This window comes from Kitasatospora sp. CM 4170, assembly GCF_032110285.1.
Classification (GTDB): Bacteria; Actinomycetota; Actinomycetes; order Streptomycetales; family Streptomycetaceae; genus Kitasatospora; species Kitasatospora aburaviensis.
On sequence record NZ_CP134877.1, the window covers coordinates 3,187,784 to 3,203,741 of the forward strand.

The 15,958-nt window shown below is 71.5% G+C and carries 20 protein-coding genes; all 20 read left to right on the top strand.

Features of this window, described 5'->3' with window-relative positions; all coding sequences use genetic code 11:
* Positions 1 to 111: 111 nt before the first annotated feature.
* The 20 genes from RMN57_RS13180 (at position 112) to RMN57_RS13275 (ending at position 15,952) form a co-directional block, all read left to right on the top strand.
* Positions 112 to 1,065 (top strand): IS481 family transposase, encoded by a 954-nt coding sequence (locus RMN57_RS13180; protein ID WP_313761509.1) that lies wholly within the window; start codon positions 112 to 114, stop codon positions 1,063 to 1,065.
* 374 nt (positions 1,066 to 1,439) lie between these two features.
* On the top strand, positions 1,440 to 1,715 hold the full coding sequence (locus RMN57_RS13185; protein ID WP_313763600.1) for a hypothetical protein: 276 nt from the start codon (positions 1,440 to 1,442) through the stop codon (positions 1,713 to 1,715).
* A 46-nt stretch (positions 1,716 to 1,761) separates the two neighbouring features.
* Entirely contained in the window at positions 1,762 to 2,304 is a 543-nt protein-coding gene (locus RMN57_RS13190) for a hypothetical protein (protein WP_313763601.1), read from the top strand.
* Entirely contained in the window at positions 2,294 to 3,541 is a 1,248-nt protein-coding gene (locus RMN57_RS13195; protein ID WP_313763602.1) for a PBSX family phage terminase large subunit, read from the top strand. Before RMN57_RS13190 ends, RMN57_RS13195 begins: the two co-directional genes overlap by 11 nt.
* Complete coding sequence (locus RMN57_RS13200) at positions 3,538 to 3,810, top strand: hypothetical protein (protein ID WP_313763603.1); 273 nt, start codon at positions 3,538 to 3,540, stop codon at positions 3,808 to 3,810. Before RMN57_RS13195 ends, RMN57_RS13200 begins: the two co-directional genes overlap by 4 nt.
* Positions 3,791 to 5,329, top strand: a complete 1,539-nt coding sequence (locus tag RMN57_RS13205) for a capsid protein (RefSeq protein WP_313763604.1) — start codon at positions 3,791 to 3,793, stop codon at positions 5,327 to 5,329. Before RMN57_RS13200 ends, RMN57_RS13205 begins: the two co-directional genes overlap by 20 nt.
* 14 nt (positions 5,330 to 5,343) lie before the next feature.
* The gene (locus tag RMN57_RS13210) at positions 5,344 to 6,465 is read left to right on the top strand and encodes a phage minor capsid protein (protein WP_313763605.1); all 1,122 of its coding nucleotides are present in this window, start codon (positions 5,344 to 5,346) and stop codon (positions 6,463 to 6,465) included.
* A 59-nt stretch (positions 6,466 to 6,524) separates the two neighbouring features.
* Positions 6,525 to 7,298, top strand: a complete 774-nt coding sequence (locus RMN57_RS13215; RefSeq protein WP_313763606.1) for a hypothetical protein — start codon at positions 6,525 to 6,527, stop codon at positions 7,296 to 7,298.
* 13 nt (positions 7,299 to 7,311) lie between these two features.
* Positions 7,312 to 8,382, top strand: coding sequence for a major capsid protein (locus RMN57_RS13220; protein ID WP_313763607.1), 1,071 nt, complete (start codon positions 7,312 to 7,314; stop codon positions 8,380 to 8,382).
* Entirely contained in the window at positions 8,382 to 8,615 is a 234-nt protein-coding gene (locus RMN57_RS13225; RefSeq protein WP_313763608.1) for a hypothetical protein, read from the top strand. Before RMN57_RS13220 ends, RMN57_RS13225 begins: the two co-directional genes overlap by 1 nt.
* Positions 8,612 to 9,208: a hypothetical protein gene (locus RMN57_RS13230; RefSeq protein WP_313763609.1), complete on the top strand. Its 597-nt coding sequence runs from the start codon at positions 8,612 to 8,614 to the stop codon at positions 9,206 to 9,208. Before RMN57_RS13225 ends, RMN57_RS13230 begins: the two co-directional genes overlap by 4 nt.
* 10 nt (positions 9,209 to 9,218) lie before the next feature.
* Positions 9,219 to 9,734, top strand: a complete 516-nt coding sequence (locus tag RMN57_RS13235) for a hypothetical protein (RefSeq protein ID WP_313763610.1) — start codon at positions 9,219 to 9,221, stop codon at positions 9,732 to 9,734.
* Between the two features lie 10 nt (positions 9,735 to 9,744).
* On the top strand, positions 9,745 to 10,173 hold the full coding sequence (locus tag RMN57_RS13240) for a hypothetical protein (protein ID WP_313763611.1): 429 nt from the start codon (positions 9,745 to 9,747) through the stop codon (positions 10,171 to 10,173).
* Positions 10,170 to 10,487: a hypothetical protein gene (locus RMN57_RS13245; protein ID WP_313763612.1), complete on the top strand. Its 318-nt coding sequence runs from the start codon at positions 10,170 to 10,172 to the stop codon at positions 10,485 to 10,487. Before RMN57_RS13240 ends, RMN57_RS13245 begins: the two co-directional genes overlap by 4 nt.
* Before the next feature lie 18 nt (positions 10,488 to 10,505).
* The gene (locus RMN57_RS13250; RefSeq protein WP_313767808.1) at positions 10,506 to 10,856 is read left to right on the top strand and encodes a minor capsid protein; all 351 of its coding nucleotides are present in this window, start codon (positions 10,506 to 10,508) and stop codon (positions 10,854 to 10,856) included.
* Positions 10,849 to 11,268: a minor capsid protein gene (locus RMN57_RS13255; protein ID WP_313763613.1), complete on the top strand. Its 420-nt coding sequence runs from the start codon at positions 10,849 to 10,851 to the stop codon at positions 11,266 to 11,268. Before RMN57_RS13250 ends, RMN57_RS13255 begins: the two co-directional genes overlap by 8 nt.
* 13 nt (positions 11,269 to 11,281) lie before the next feature.
* Positions 11,282 to 11,734: a phage tail tube protein gene (locus RMN57_RS13260; protein ID WP_313763614.1), complete on the top strand. Its 453-nt coding sequence runs from the start codon at positions 11,282 to 11,284 to the stop codon at positions 11,732 to 11,734.
* On the top strand, positions 11,731 to 12,324 hold the full coding sequence (locus tag RMN57_RS13265; protein ID WP_313763615.1) for a hypothetical protein: 594 nt from the start codon (positions 11,731 to 11,733) through the stop codon (positions 12,322 to 12,324). Before RMN57_RS13260 ends, RMN57_RS13265 begins: the two co-directional genes overlap by 4 nt.
* 23 nt (positions 12,325 to 12,347) lie before the next feature.
* Positions 12,348 to 12,500, top strand: a complete 153-nt coding sequence (locus tag RMN57_RS13270; protein ID WP_313763616.1) for a hypothetical protein — start codon at positions 12,348 to 12,350, stop codon at positions 12,498 to 12,500.
* A gap of 14 nt (positions 12,501 to 12,514) precedes the next feature.
* The gene (locus tag RMN57_RS13275) at positions 12,515 to 15,952 is read left to right on the top strand and encodes a hypothetical protein (protein WP_313763617.1); all 3,438 of its coding nucleotides are present in this window, start codon (positions 12,515 to 12,517) and stop codon (positions 15,950 to 15,952) included.
* Positions 15,953 to 15,958: the final 6 nt, after the last annotated feature.

The window sequence follows — 15,958 nt, forward strand, 5'->3', positions numbered from 1 at the left end:
CTGACCACGGAGGTTGGTGACAGGGCTCACGGCGTGGTGATCTTGAAATGAGTGAGGGCCTTCTGGCTCGGTGTGGATTGCGACATCTGCACCTCAGCCAGAAAGGCCCTCATGCCACACCGTAACGCACCGCTGACCGAGACCGGACGCCTGCGCCTGGCCCGCTGCGTGGTCGACGACGGCTGGCCGTTGCGGCGGGCCGCCGAGCGCTTCCAGGTCTCGCCCACCACGGCCAAGCGCTGGGCGGACCGCTACCGGGCGCTGGGCGAGGCCGGTATGAGCGACCTCTCCAGCCGCCCGCACCGCAGCCCCCGGCGGACCCCGTCGCGCACCGAGCGGCGGATCATCAAGGTCCGCGTCCTGCGCCGCTGGGGCCCGGCCCGCATCGCCTACCTGCTGCGGCTCAACCCAGCGACCGTGCACCGCGTGCTGACCCGCTACCGGCTCGCCCGCCTGGCCCACCTGGACCGCGCGACCGCTCGCCCGGTGCGGCGCTACGAACGCGCCGCACCGGGCGAGTTGGTCCACGTCGACATCAAGAAGCTCGGCAACATCCCCGACGGCGGCGGCCACAAGATCCTGGGCCGTGAGGCCGGCCGCAAGACCCGTTCCGGCGCGGGCTACAGCTACCTCCACAACGCCGTGGACGACCACTCCCGCCTGGCCTACAGCGAGATCCTGCCCGACGAGCGCAAGGAGACCGCCACCGCCTTCTGGGCCCGGGCAAGCGAGTTCTTCGCCCGGGCCGGGATCGCCGTCCAGCGCGTGCTGACCGACAACGGCTCCTGCTATCGCTCCCGGACCTGGCGCGATGCCCTCGCGGCCGAAGGCATCACGCACAAGCGAACCCGGCCCTACCGGCCCCAGACCAACGGCAAGGTCGAACGCTTCAACCGCACCCTGCTCGACGAATGGGCCTACGCCAGGCCCTACCGCACCGAACAGGAACGCCGCGACGCCTACCCCGCCTGGCTCCACACCTACAATCACCACCGCGGACACACAGCACTCGCAGGCAAGCCACCCGCCAGCCGCGTCCCCAACCTCACGAGTCAGAACACCTAGTCCAAGCCGAGCGACTCGTCGAACGCGGCCTGAACGGACGCAACCCCTTCCGCGTCGGCATCGGCTTCGGCGGCGACTGGAACCGCATCGAAGCGCTCTGGGCATCCGGTGAGCTGACGACTCACCGTCTGGGCGAGCTCTTCCTGGTGGACGTTGTGCTGCGCGACATCGACGGCAACGACCCCGAGCGGTGGGGGTTCCCCGGCAGCTCCTACACCATCATCTTCACGCCCCGTGACGCTCCCTAGCTTGCCGCTTGCGCATGATCGCCGTCCGTCGTAACCTCGGCTCCAGCAGGTAGCCCCTGCCCAGAAACGCCCCGAAGGCCCCGCAGCGAATCCGTGCGGGGCCTTCGCGCTTCCCGGGGAGGTGCCGTGGCCGTCTACCCGAACCCGCCGCTCGACCAGATCAACCCGGCCGACCTCGCCGACCGGGCTGGCACCGCCACCGCATTCGGCGTCAGCGAGTCCACGGTGAAGCGCTGGGTGATGCTCGGCCTGATCGAAGCTCTGCCCATACCCGGCGGCCCGCACCTCTACCACCTGCCCACCGCCGCCCTCGCCGAGCACCACACCTGGCAGCACGGCGCCAACCGGCCCGCCCGCGGCGGCCGGCGCCCCGGCTGGCAGGTCGGACAGGCGGCCGCGTAGCACCGGCCCCCGCCGTCCCTTCCGCACCGAACTGCAGGAGGTGACCGTGGCCCGGCGATACGACATCCAGACCACCGACGAGGACTACGACAACGTCCGCCGCCTGCACGCCCAGGGGCTTGGCCGGAACGAGATCATGCGTGCGACCGGCCGCTCGGCCAACCTCGTCTCCCGGCTCGCCCGCGAGATGGGACTGTCCTTCGTTCGCGGGCCCGAGGTCGCCGTCGCTACCGAGGCCCGCCGTCAGGACCTCGCCGCCCGCCGCATCGCCCTCGCAGAACAGCTCCAGGCCGACGCCGAAAACCTCCGCGCCCAGATGTGGCAGCCCACCGTCGTCTACGCGTTCGGCGGCCCCACTAACAGCTACTCCGAACACGTCCTCGACGAGGCCCCTGCCGCCGACAAGAAGGCGCTCATGGCGACCGCCGGCATGGCCCTCGACCGGTCGCTGAAGCTCGAACCGATCCGCGACGACTCCGGCGCCGATGCGGCCCGCAGCATGGTCGGCCAGCTCATGGCTGGCCTGGCAGAGGTCTACCGCGAGCAGCAGGAGGAGGCCTGCAGCGAGGGGGCGGGTGATGCGCCATGACCTACCGCTCTCGCGGAAACAGATCGCGTCCGTCGTCGAGTCGCAGCACCGGATTAACGCCTGGGAGGGGTCGGTTCGGTCCGGGAAGACCGTCGCCTCGCTGCTGCGGTGGCTCGGCTACGTAGCCAACGCCCCGCGCGGTGGCGAACTGGTCATGGTCGGCCGCACCCGCGACTCGATCAACCGCAACGTCTTCGCGGTCCTGACCAACCCGGACCTGTTCGGGGCTCTGGCCAAACAGGTCCACTACACCAACGGGGCCGCGACCGCTGTCATCATGGGCCGCCTCGTGCACGTCCTCGGCGCCAACGACGCCCAGGCCGAGCCGAAAGTCCGCGGCATGACCTGCGCCGGCGCCTACGTGGACGAGGCCACCACCCTCCCGCGGGCGTTCTTCGACCAGCTCGTTGCCCGCTGCTCGGTCAAGGGCGCTCAGATCTTCTGCACCACCAACCCGGACAACCCGTCGCACTGGTTCCGCAAGGAGTACTTGCTCCGGCCAGCCGAGACCCGGCTTCGGAGCTGGCACTTCACCCTCGACGACAACCCGTTCCTCGACCCCGAGTACGTCGCCGCCCTCAAGGCCACCTACCAGGGGCTGTTCTACAAGCGGAACATCCTCGGCCAGTGGGTGCAGGCCGAGGGCGCCATCTACGACATGTGGCAGCCGGACACCATGGTGGTCGACCTCCTGCCGCACATGACCCGCTGGTTGGCCGTCGGCATCGACTACGGCACCGCCAACCCCTTCGCCGGGCTGCTGCTCGGCATGGGCACGGACCGGCGCCTGTACGTCGCGTCCGAGTACCGGCACGACTCGCGACTCGCGCACCGCCAGCTGACCGACGCCCAGTACAGCCAGGCCGTGCAGCAGTGGCTGCGTGAACGCGAGGCTCAGCCGGAGTGGCTGTTCGTTGACCCCTCTGCTGCCAGCTTCATGACTCAGCTGTGGGCTGACGGCGTGCTCGGCGTGGCGAAGGCCAACAACGACGTCCTCGACGGGATCCGCAGCGTCGGTGTTGCGATCGGCTCTGGCCGGCTCCGTGTGCACCGCTCCTGCACTGGGCTGCTGGACGAACTGCCGGCTTACGCCTGGGACGACAAGGCCGCGGCGGCCGGCGAGGACAAGCCGATCAAGGCCAACGACCACAGCTTGGACGCCCTCAGGTACGGACTGCACTCCACGGCACACGAGTGGCGCGGCCTCATCCACACCAACCTGGAGGCAGCAGCATGACCACCCGCCGCACCGCACATGTCGCACTCCGGCCCGGCCGCGGCACCATCACCGTGGACGGCACCGAACTGCGGGGCGTCGTCGCGTGTGAGATCCGCGGGCACGTGCAGGAAGTCCCCACCATGGTCGTCGCCCTCGCCTTGCACGAGATCGAGGTGGACGGGCAGATGTCGATCTCCGTCCCGCCGAACACCGCCGCATCGCTGGTCGCGTTGGGTTGGACCCCGCCACCCGGGCAGGAGGTGCCGAATGCCGTTGCCCACCGGTGACATGGCATGGCCCCCCACCGACCCCGCCGTTCAGGAGTCGATGGCCGACTGGGACGCCTGGTACTCCTCCGACCCGGACCGGCTCGTCGAGCGGTACCGGCTCCGCGGCGAGAAGGGCTACCAGAACCGGCCCAGCCAGTTGCGCGGCGGTGTGGTCGGCCGGTTCGCCCGCTGGTGGTGGGGGCAGCCGACCGCCCTCGGCGAGAAGCGCACCAAGGTGCACGTCCCGCTCGCTGGTGACATTGCCCGCACCTCCAGTGACCTGCTGTTCTCCGAGCCTCCCCGCATCACCGCGGAGGCCGGCGGAGACACCCAGGACCAGATCGAGACCCTGATGGCCACCAGCCTCTACCCGACCCTGCTGGAGGGCGGCGAGGTCGGCGCGGCCCTCGGCGGCACCTACTACCGGGTGTCCTGGGACACCACGGTCAGCGACCGGCCGTGGATCACGACCGTTGCCGCGGACGGTGCCTGGCCCGAGTTCCGCTACGGCCAGCTCCTCGCCGTCACGTTCTGGCGGGTCGTCTGCCTCGACAGTGAAACGTACTGGCGGCACCTGGAACGGCACGAGCGGGGCGTGATCCTCCACGGCCTGTACAAGGGCAGCCGCGATCGGCTCGGCAAGCAGATGCCGCTCAGCGCCCAGGACGACACCAAGGACCTCCAGCCGGTCATCGAGACTGGCGCCCCGGGTCATCTCACCGCGTCGTACGCTCCCAACGTCCGGCCTGCCCGCGGCTGGCGGCACATCCCCTCTGCCGCCTACCTCGGCCAGTCCGACTACCAGGGCATCGAGGGCATCATGGACGCCCTCGACGAGACGTGGTCGTCGTGGATGAGGGACCTGCGGCTCGGCAAGGGACGCATCACCCTGTCCGGCCAGTACCTCACCAGCAACGGCGTCGGCAACGGCGTCTCCGCAGACCTGGACCGCGAGGTCTACGACGGGCTGAACATCCCGCCCACCAACGACGGCGGCATCACCGTCTCGCAGTTCGCGATCCGCGTGGCCGAACACCGCGAGACTGCGCAGTCCCTGGTCGAGCAGGCCGTCCGCCAGGCCGGCTACAGCGCAGCCAGCTTCGGCGCGGTCGGTGACGGCACCGCGGTGACCGCCACCGAGATCCGGGCCCGGCAGGGACGGTCCATGACCACCCGCGCCCGCAAAGCCCTGTACCAGGCACCGGCCATCGCCGACATCACTGCCGCGTGGCTGGCTGTGATGTCAGGCCCGCTGTTCAGCGTCCCTGGGCTGGTGGTCGAGCGGCCCCGGGTCGAGTTCCAGGACTCGGTGCAGGAAGACCCGAAGGTCGCCGCCGAAACGATCAACCTGTTGGATCAGGCAGGCGCCGTCTCAACCGAGATCAAGGTCCGCATGGCCCACACCGACTGGGACGACGACCAAGTGGGCGCCGAGGTCGCACGGATCATCGCCGAGACCGACCGGGCCCCGCTTGCCGACCCGGCCGCCATCGGCGAAGGCGGCGCCGGCCTCGAACCGCCCGACGTCACGGCCTGATCCGGGAGGCGGCCATGCCTGTCTCCCCAGCCGACGGCGAAGACCTCGCCCGCGAGGTCGGTCGGATCTACCAGGACGCCGAAGCCGGCTTGCTGGAGCGGCTCGCCCGGCTCCTGGCCGAGGGCATCGGCCTGCCGAACTGGGCCGAACGCAAGCTGCGGGCGCTCGGCGACCTGCGGGCGGCCGTCGCCCAGACCACGGAGGCCCTACGCCGGGATGCGGACGGCGCGATCCGAGCCGCGATCGGCGAGGCCTACCGCCGCGGCGACCGCGCGGCGGTCGCCGACCTCATGCTCCCGGAGGGCCAGCGCGCGGCAGCCCTCCGGGACCTGCCCAACGCCCACGCCGTCGACCGCCTCGCGGACGCCGCCGTGGACGAGCAACAGCCCGTGTACCGGCGGATCCTGCGCGCGGTCCCGGACGCCTACCGGCAGATCGTCGCCCGCGTCTCGGGCGGTGTCTTGCTCGGCACGCAGACCCGGCGCCAGGCCGCCCAGCGCGCCCTCGACCAGCTCGCGGCGCGCGGAGTGCCCGGATTCACGGACAGGGCTGGCCGGTCCTGGGAGATGGCCAGCTATGCCGAGATGGCTGTCCGTGCGGCCACCGGCCGGGCCGCGGTGCAGGGTCACACGGACCGGCTGCGGGCGATGGGCCAACGGTTGGTCATCGTCTCGGATGCGCCGCTGGAATGCCCGCTGTGTCGCCCGTGGGAGGGGAAGGTGCTGACCCTGGACGAGCACCATCCCGGGCCGCAGACCCTGACCCTGCCTCATGCGACCCGCGACGGTGAGACCGTCACCGTGCACGTGGCCGGCTCCCTCGCGGCAGCGCGTGCGGCCGGCCTGTTCCACCCGAACTGCCGCCACTCGGTGAGCGCCTTCCTGCCCGGGGCGACCACCCGCCCGCAGAGCCTGCCGCACCCCGGCGGCGCGACGTACGAGGACACCCAGCAGCAGAGGTACTACGAGCGCCAGATCCGCGCGTGGAAGCGCCGCCAGGCCACGGCCATGGACGACGACGCGCGCAGGGCCGCGGGCGCGCGCGTGCGCGCCTATCAGGCGCGCGTACGCGAGCTGACCCGTGACAAGGGCCTTCGACGCAAGCCCCAGCGCGAGCAGATCCACAGCGCGCGCTGATCACCGAAGGCCCGCCGGGGGCGGGCCGACCACCACGACCGACCCCGGGAGGGCCGATCATGCGCATCCCTTTCCGTCACCCGCTCGCCTCTCACCCGGCCCGTACCGTCCTCGGCTGGCGCCGCGACGGCCGTCCCATCTACCCGATCGCGGGTGGCAACGGTGAGGGCGAAGGCGCCGGCGGCACCGGTGAGACCGGGCAGGACGGCGGCAGCCAGACGCCCCCGACCAGCCAGACGCCCACGCCCCCCGCCGGAACCGGCCGGCCGGCCAGCCCGGCCGCAGCTGGCGCGGGCGACGACCAGGCGGCGACGATCGCCCGCCTGCAGAAGGAGCTGGCCTCGGTCCGCGACGAGGCCGCCAAGGCCCGCATCGCCAAGCAGACCGCGGCCGACGCCGCCACCACGGACCTCACGCAGAAGCTCGCCAAGGCCCTCGGTCTGGTCCCGGACACCACCCCGCCCGACCCGGCCGAGCTGACCAAGCAGATCGAGACGCAGACCGGCCGGATCGGGCATCTGGAGCAGCAGCTCCGCGCCCGTCAGGTCGAGCTCGCCGTCCACGCCCGAGCCACCGCACTGCAGACCAAGCCGGACGCCCTGCTCGACAGCAGGGCGTTCGCCAAGGCCATCGGCGACCTCGACCCGGCCGCCGGCGACTTCACTGCCCAGCTCGACGCCGCGATCAAGGCCGCGGCTGACAGCAACCCCAACTTCCGCTCCGTGCCCCAGGCGGGCCGTAGCGGCGCCGACCTCACCGGCGGGACCGGCGAGGCCACCAAGCAACGCCCCACCACCCTCGGCGCCGCAATCAGCGGCCACTACCAGACCTGACAGGAGGCACGTCGTGCCCGTCACTCTCGCCCAGGCCCAGCTCAACACGCTCCCGGACATCGACTGGAACGTCATCGACACCCTGCGCCGTAACTCGTGGGTGCTCGATCAGATGGTGTGGGACGACACCGTCACCCCCGGCACCGGCGGCGGCTCTCTCACCTACGGCTACACCCGTCTCCTCGCCGCGGCGACCGCCCAGTTCCGCAGCTTCAACGAGGAGTACCCGGCCAGCCAGGCCACCCGCGAGCAGAAGCAGGTGCAGCTTCACCCGCTCGGCGGCTCGTTCACCGTCGACCGCACCCTCGCGAACCTCGGCAACGCCGCGACGAACGAGATCATGTTCCAGCTCTCCCAGAAGATCACGAGCGTCCGGACCCGGTTCCAGCAGGAGCTGATCCTCGGCGACACCGCGGTGGACGCGAGCGGCTTCGACGGCCTGGACAAGTCCCTGACCGGCCAGTCCACCGAGTACCTGCCGATCAACGAGGGCAACAGCACCGGCTACACCGACTGGTCCGCTTCGGCGATCACCACCGAGGACAAGGCGATGGCGGCGTTCGACAGCCTCGACGACTGGCTGTCCCGCATCCTCGCCTCGCAGGTCGGCGGCGGCGACGGCGGCTCCACCGCCACCGGCAGTCTGCCGGCGGGGGTCAAGGCCATCCTGGGCAACACCAAGTCCATCGCCCGCCTGCGCTCCCTCGCCCGCCGCGCCAGCCAGTTCACCAGCACCAGCGACGACCTCGGCCGGCAGATCGACATGTACGGCCAGTGGGTCCTCGTCGACATGGGCGACCGCGTCGACGGCTCCGCGCCGATCATCCCGATCCAGACCCGCGACCCCGACGGCGCCGGCGCGGGCGGCAACATCACCGGCCTCACCGACCTCTACGCGGTCTCGTTCGGCCTCGACGCCATGCACGGCGCCAGCGTCGCTGGCAAGCCGCTCGTACAGACCTGGATGCCGGACTGGTCGCAGCCCGGCGCCGTCAAGTCCGGCGAGGTCGAGATGGGCCCGCTCGCCATGGTCCTGCGCAACACCCGCACCTGCGGCGTGTTCCGCAACGTCAAGGTCGCGTGATGCGCTACCTGGTTCAGGCCCCGCGCGTCGACTTCAACGGGGAGGTGGCCGGCGTCCGTTTCGCCGACGGCGCCGCCACCCTCGACACCGCCGACCAGATGCCCGCGCTCGGCTACTTCCAGCGCGCCGGCTACGTCCTCGCGCCGCTCGACGAGCCCGCCGAGCAGCCCACCAAGCCCACCCCCAAGGCCCGCCAGCGTGCGGCCGAGACCGAGCAGGGAGCACAGCAGTGACCGCTAACGGCCGCTTCCTCGGCGTCGTGCGCGACGAGCTCGCCACCGCCTCCGACGTCGCCCGCCAGGCCGTGGCCGGCGTCGACCCGTCCACCTCCATGTACCGCGCCAACATGCGGCGGCTCGACGCCACCGCGGACCTCGGCGCCCTCACCACCCAGGTCATGACCAGCGTGCCGGTCTACCTGCGGCGCGGTGACGTCGTCACCAGCATTTCGGTGCGCTCCGGCGCGACCGCCGCGGGCACCCCCACCAACTGGTGGTTCGCCCTCTACTCGAACGCGGCAACCCCGGCGCTGCTCGGGCAGACCGCCGACCAGCTGACCACCGCATGGGGCGCCACCACCAACAAGACCCTGGCGCTGGCCAGCCCGGTGACGATCCAGACGGACGGTACCTACTGGGTCGGCATCATGGTCAAGGCGACCACCGTGCCCAGCCTCGTGGGCGTCTCGACCACCGCGTCGGCTGGCATCGTCACCGGCGAGAAGAACCTCGCGCAGACGTCCGGCTCCGCGCTGACGACTACCGCCCCGGCCACCATCGCCTCCCCGACCGCCGCGGCCACTGCGCCGCTGGTCATCATCACCTGAGGCGGCTGGCATGGGACTCCAGAACACCCAGCTCGCGGTGACCGCGTCCGGCCTGCTGGCCGGGACCGCGGTCGCCGGCGGTACCCCACAGATGCAGCTCGACTACAAGGCGCTGATCGGCCTCGCGGCCGGCACCGGCGCCGGGCAGGCCGACCGGCTGTGGACCGCCACTCGCACCATCGCAGCCAGCAGCAACGAGGACCTCGACCTCAACGGCACCGCCCTGACCGACGCCCTCGGCGCCGCGGTGGCCATGGCCCGGATCAAGGGCCTGATCGTCGCAGCCAGCTCGGCGAACACGAACAACGTCGTCGTCGGTGGCGCCGCGAGCAACGGGTTCATCACCTGGGTCGGCTCCGCCACGGACAAGGTCTCCGTCCGCCCGGGTGGCGTGCTCGCCCTGTTCTGCACCGACGCCACCGGCTACGCGGTCACCGCCGCCACCGGCGACCTGCTGCGGGTCGCCAACTCCGGCTCCGGCACGTCGGTGACCTACGACATCACCGTGATCGGCTGCAGCACGTAGGAGGTGGCCCATGGCCGTGGCCCGCGTCTACGCCAACCCGGACGACCTCACCGCCTACACCGGTCAGCCCGCCCCGGCCGACGCCACCCGGCTCCTGACCCGCGCAAGCCAGATGCTCGACAGCCAGGTGCTGCGGGCCTGCTGGTACGTGGCCGACCCGACGACTGGTATGCCGACGGACAGCCTGGTGCTGGCCGCGTTCCGGGATGCCGCATGCGCTCAGGTCGAGTGGTGGCAGGAGCTGGGTGACTCGACCGGTGCGGCCGGGGTCGGCTGGGGCGGCGTCAAGATCGGCTCCGTCGATCTGTCCCGGTCGGTGACCTCCGTGTCCGGCAGCGACTCTCCGGCCCGGCAGATCGCCCCGCAGGTCTGGGATGCGCTCCAGGCACCGGACCTGACGCCGGACCGGTTCCGGCTTGGGGCGGTGACGCAGGCGTGAGCGGTATCCCGGGCTGGCTGCTGCGGCACCAGGTCAGCGTGGAGCCCTACCTCGGGGATTCGGCCTACGGCCCCAGGTACGGGCCGCTGGTGGTGGTGCGGTGCTTCCTCGACCAGGCGACCCGGTTGGTCCGGGCTGCCGACGGCCGCGAGGTGACCAGCTCCAGCACCGTCTACGCCCGTCTCGACACCGTCGCCCCGGCCGGCTCCCGGATCACCCTGCCGGACGGGCGCCACACCACCGTCATCGCCGCGTTGCGGCGCGACGGCAGTGGCCTCGGCACCCCCGACCACCTAGAGGTCCAGCTCGTGTAGGAGGTGGTGGCCGTGCCGATGCAGGTAGGGCACTTTGAGTGGCACGGCGACGAGTGGTTGCGGCGGGCCCTGGCCGAGGCCGGCGATGGGCTGGAGGCGGGCATGGAGCATGTCCTCACCGAGTCCCGCAAGGTCGTGCCGCTGGACGAGGGCACGCTGGAGCGCTCGGGCCGCAGCCACGTCGACCGCACCTCGCTGAAGGGTGCCGTCTCCTACGACACCCCATACGCGGTACGGCAGCACGAGGAGCTGGACTATCAGCACCTGCCGGGCCGCACCGCCAAGTACCTGGAGACTCCATTCAATCGGGAGCGTGAGGTGGTGTTGGCGCTGATCGCCGCGCACATTCGGCGGGCCGACCATGCCTGACCTCCTGGACGGCATGGCTCGCTACCTCGCCGGCCTCGGGCTGGCCACCTACGATCCGGCCGGGGTCACAGGCGATCTGTTCGTGGACACGATGCCGCCCCAGCCGGACAGCGCGGTGGCCATCGGCACGTACGGGCTCGGCATCCCTGACCCGGCCCAGGACGACGACGAGCACGGCCTACAGATCCGTGTCCGTGGCGGCCCAGATCCGCGGGTCTCCAGGGCCCGCAGCCAGGACATCTACTCCGCCCTCCAGGGCCTCGCCGGGGTCGAGCTGCCGGACGGAACCTGGTTGATCTCCTGCACTGCAATCCAGACCCCGACCCCGCTCGGCACCGACGCCACCGGTCGTCACGAGCACGTCACCAACTACCGCCTGAACGTGGTCAACCCGACCGCACACCGATCCTAAGGAGGTGGCCGGGATGGCCACGAAGAAGATCGAGGCGCGCGGCTACATCTTCCAGGTCGCGGTCGGCCCGACCCCGACCTGGACCCCCGTGGCCGGCCTCACCTCGTTCTCGTACAACCCGGGCGACCACGACGCCCACACCGAGAGCACCGATTTCGACAGCCAGGGCCAGTACGAGGAGGTCGTCCTCCAGCGCGGCGGCTCCCTCAAGCTGGAGGGCACCCGCCGCGTCGACCAGGCCACCGGCCTCGCCGACCCCGGCCAGGCCGCCCTCGACGCCCTCGCGCAGGGCCTCGCCGACAACTCGGTGGGGCAGATCCGCTTCCGCTACCGCACCGAAGTCCAGTGGCGTGTCTGGTCCATCACCGCCAAGTCCGGCGAGCTGGGCGGCGGCACCAACGACCTCGGCAAGTGGTCCATGGAGATCAACCGCACCGGCGCCGAGACCTACACGGCGGCACCGTGACCAGCCACGACACCGGATACCCGGACTACGAGGACAGCCTGGTGGACGATGAGGACGACCTCGACCCGGACGAGGACATCGTCGACAACGACTACGAGGACGACGAATCCGTGGAGGCGTTCGCCGACGCGGACGCGTTCTTCGCCGCCGAGGTCGCCAAGGTCGTCCCCGCGACGCTCCGCCTGTACGGCAAAAGCTATGTCCTCCCCAAGCGTGTGCCGCTGACGTTCACCCTGATGCTGGCCCGGCACCAGGACGACGAGGACATGGACGCCTTCGCCGAGGTCCTGACGCCGCTGTTCGGCGAGGACGCCCTCCAGTACTGGCTCGACCGGGGCATCGACGACCGGCAGCTCGCGATCGTCCTGGCCTGGGCCGTCGCCAACGTCAAGCGCCCCGGAGTGATCACCCTCGCCGAGGCGGCGCGAGCCTACGACAAGCAGACCACCGACCGGACCCGGGGAAAAGGCCCGGCCGCGCCGAGGACGCCGGCCAGCTCTTCTGGCAGTGCATCCTCCGGCACTGGGCCCTCCTCGAAGCGGACCTCCGCCGGGAGTACCAGCTCACGCCGCAAGAAGTCGCGGCGCTGAGCGAGCGCGAGTTCCTCACCTACGTGACCGGACTCTCGGACACGTCCCGCTGGCGCGAGGCCTACACGCAGACCCCGCTGCGGGCGGACAGCCCCGAGGCGATCGCCTCCGTGTTCGGTACGTACCTCGGCCCCGGCGCCGACGGCCCCCTCCCGGGCGGTGACCCCGCCCCCTAATCCAGCGGTCGGGGGTGGCCATGCAGGTCGGCGAGCTCGTCGCAACGTTCGACATCGACGCCAGCGGTGCCGTCCGCGGCATTGCCCAGGGAGAGGCCGCCCTCGCGGGCCTGCAGCGGTCGTCCGACGGCCGCCTGCGGGACCTGCGGGGCCGGTTCGCATCCGAGTCCCAGCTGATGGGGCAGGCCCTGTCCGACGGCATCGCCGCCGGAACCCGGGCCGTCGGGGACCAGGCCGAGGACGTCGGGCGGCGGGTCGCGGACGGTCTCGGCCAGGGTGGCGAGGACGCCTCCCGCCGCCTGCTCAGCTCCATGTCGGACGCGGAGTTGGCGGTCCACGGCTTCACCCGCTCCGCCGACGGGCGCATCCGTGACCTGCGCGGCAGGTTCGTCGCCGAGTCGTCGACGATCGGCGACGCCCTCGCACGAGGCATCGGCGCCGACGGCGACCAGGCCGCCCAACGCCTCGGGCGAGGCCTGGGCAACGTCTCGCGCGACCTGCGCCGAGGCAGCGACGACGGCCGCGGCATGGGTCGTGCCCTGTCGTCGATCGGCGACGCGGCCGGGGCCATCGGCTCCGTCGCCGGGCGCCTGTCGATGGTGGCCGGAGCGATCGGCGGCATCATCCCGCTCGCGGCCGGCCTGGCTGCCACGCTCGCCAACATCGTCCCGGCGGCGGGGCTCGCCGCAACTGGGCTGCTGGCGGTGGCGTCGGCCGGCGCCGCCATCAAGATCGGCACGTCTGGGATCGGCGGCGCGATCAAGGCCGCATTCGCCGACGCGCCTGCGGCAGCAGGCGGTGCGGCGGGCGCGGCCAACAAGGTCGCCAACGCTCAGCGTGCAGTGGCCGACGCGACCGAGCAGGCCGCCCGCGCCAACGAACGGGCAGCCCGTCAGGTCGAGGACGCACAGCGCACCGTCGGTGACGCCGTCCAGGCCTCCACCGACGCCCAGATCGAAGCGCTCCGGCAGGTTGCCCAGGCCGAGCGGTCCCTGGAGGACGCCCAGCGCAGTGCCCTCCAGGCTCAGCGCGACCTCGACGACGCCCGCACCCAGGCCACCCAGGACCTGGAGGACATGCAGAACCGGCTGATCGACGGCGCCCTCGATCAGCGGTCCGCCACCCTGCGCGTCCAGCAGGCTCAGGAGTCTCTCAACAAGACCCTCGCGGACCCGACCGCCACCCAGCTCCAGCGCGACCAGGCCCAGCTCGCTGCGGACGAGGCACAGCAGCACCTGCGCGAGCAGGGCGTTTCGTTCGAGCGGCTCAAGGCTCAGGCGGCCGCGGCCGCCCAGGCCGGCGTGGACGGTTCGGACCGCGTCGTGTCCGCGCAGGAACGGCTGTCGGACGCCCAGCGCGCGGTGGCCGACCAGCAGCAGGCCCTGGCGGACGCTCAGGTGTCCGCGTCCAAGCGGGTGGCGGCGGCCGACCGGGACGTCTCAGACGCCCGACGGGCCCTGTCCGACGCGCAGAAGGAGCAGGCCCAGACCGCGGCGGACGGTGCCCAGCAGATCGCTCGCGCGATGGAGTCGCTGCAGCAGGCCGGCGCCGGAGCCGCAGGCGGCGGAGTGGACCCACTGGCCGCGGCCCTCGCCAAGCTCAGCCCGAACGCGCGCGCGTTCGTCGAGGAGATCATCCGTCTCAAGCCCGCGCTGGCGGACCTGAAGGTCGACGTTCAGCAGGCCCTGTTCGAAGGCCTTGACAGCACCCTGCGTACGACCGCCGCGGCGTCGCTGCCGGTGCTGCACACGGCACTCGTCGCATCGGCCAGCCACCTCAACGCGATGGGCAAGGAGGTCGGCCAGACCGCGACCCAGCTCGCCGAGTCCGGCGTCCTCGGACAGGCGCTGGCCAGTGCCAACCGCGGCCTCGGCTCGATGAGCGCGCTGCCCGCGACCATCGTGCAGGGCCTGGTGCAGATCGGCGCCGCCGCCGGCCCCACCTTCGAGAGGCTCAGCGCCAGCGCCGGCGGGGCCATCGATCGTCTCGCCGACCGCATGTCAGCCGCCCTTGCCAGCGGCGGGATGCAGAAGGCGATCGAGCAAGCCGTCGGTCTGATCGGCCAGCTCGGCGACGTGGTGGGCAACATCGGGTCGATCCTCGGCGCGGTGTTCGGCGCGGCCCAGCAGCAGGGCGGCTCATTCGTCCAGACCCTGCAGAAGGTCACCGCCGCGATGGCCGATGCCTTCGCCAGCCCGGCCGTTCAGTCCGGGCTGCAGGCGCTGTTCGGCACGATGTCGACCCTGGCATCCACCGCGGCTCCGCTGCTGGCCACGGCGCTGCAGGTGATCGGCCCCGTCCTGGCTGCGCTCGGCCCGCCTGCCCAGCTGCTGGTTCAGAGCCTGGGCGCCGCCCTGCAGCCTGTCCTGGTCGCACTTGGTCCGGTGCTGCTGGCGGCGGCTCAGGCGGTCGGGTCGCTGGTGTCTGCCGTCTCGCCCCTGCTGGGGCTGATCGGTACTCTGGCCAGCGCACTGCTACCCGCGGTAACCCCCTTGCTGGACGGGCTGAACACGATCTTCCAGCAGGCCCAGCCGCTGGTGGCCGAACTCGCTGCCGCCCTACAGGCCGCGCTTGGTCCGATCCTCGCCCAGCTACCCGCCCTGATCACCCCATTCGTCACGATCTTGACCAATCTGACGGGCGCCCTACTGCCCGTCCTGACCCAGCTGATCACTCAACTGCCGCTCCAGCAGCTCGGCCAGGCGTTCGCCCAGGTCGCGATCGCCCTGACCCCCGTGCTGACCCAACTCGCCGAGCTGCAGGGCAAACTCTTGGCCCAGCTGCTGCCGCTGGTGACCCCGATCATCACCGCCATCGCGAAGCTCGCGGCGATCTTCGGGGACGAACTGGCCGCGACCGTGCGGGACGTCGTCGTCCCCGCCCTGCGACTGATCAGCTCGTTCCTCAAGGGCGACCTGGACGGCGCGGTGCAGGCGGCGAAGGACTTGCTTTCCGGCCTGGTCAGCACCGTCGTTCGCCGGTTCACCGAACTGCCGGCCGCGATCGGCGGCGTCCTCGCCGACCTGGGCAGCTCCATGCTGGAGGCTGGCGGCAAGATCATCGACTCGCTGGTCAAGGGGATCAAGAACGGATTCAACAAGGTCAAGGACACCTTGAGCGGCTTGACCGACCTGCTGCCGGACTGGAAGGGACCGGCGGACCGAGACGCCCGTCTGCTGACCCCCGCCGGCCAGCTCATCATGGACAGCCTCATCGGCGGCTTTGTCAGCCGCCTCCCCGCCGTACGCGGCCAACTCCAGGGACTCACCGACGAGATCGGCGGGATGTCCTTCAGTTCCCCGTTCGGCTCCCCTCAGCTGGCCGCGGCCGGCGGCGGGTCCGGCGGTGCGGGCTTCGGCGGGCTCAACATCACCAACTACTACGAGCGTGAGGGCGGCTCCGCGAGGTCGACCGCGGAGGAACTGGCCTGGCTCGCCAAGGGCAGGGGGTGAACCTGC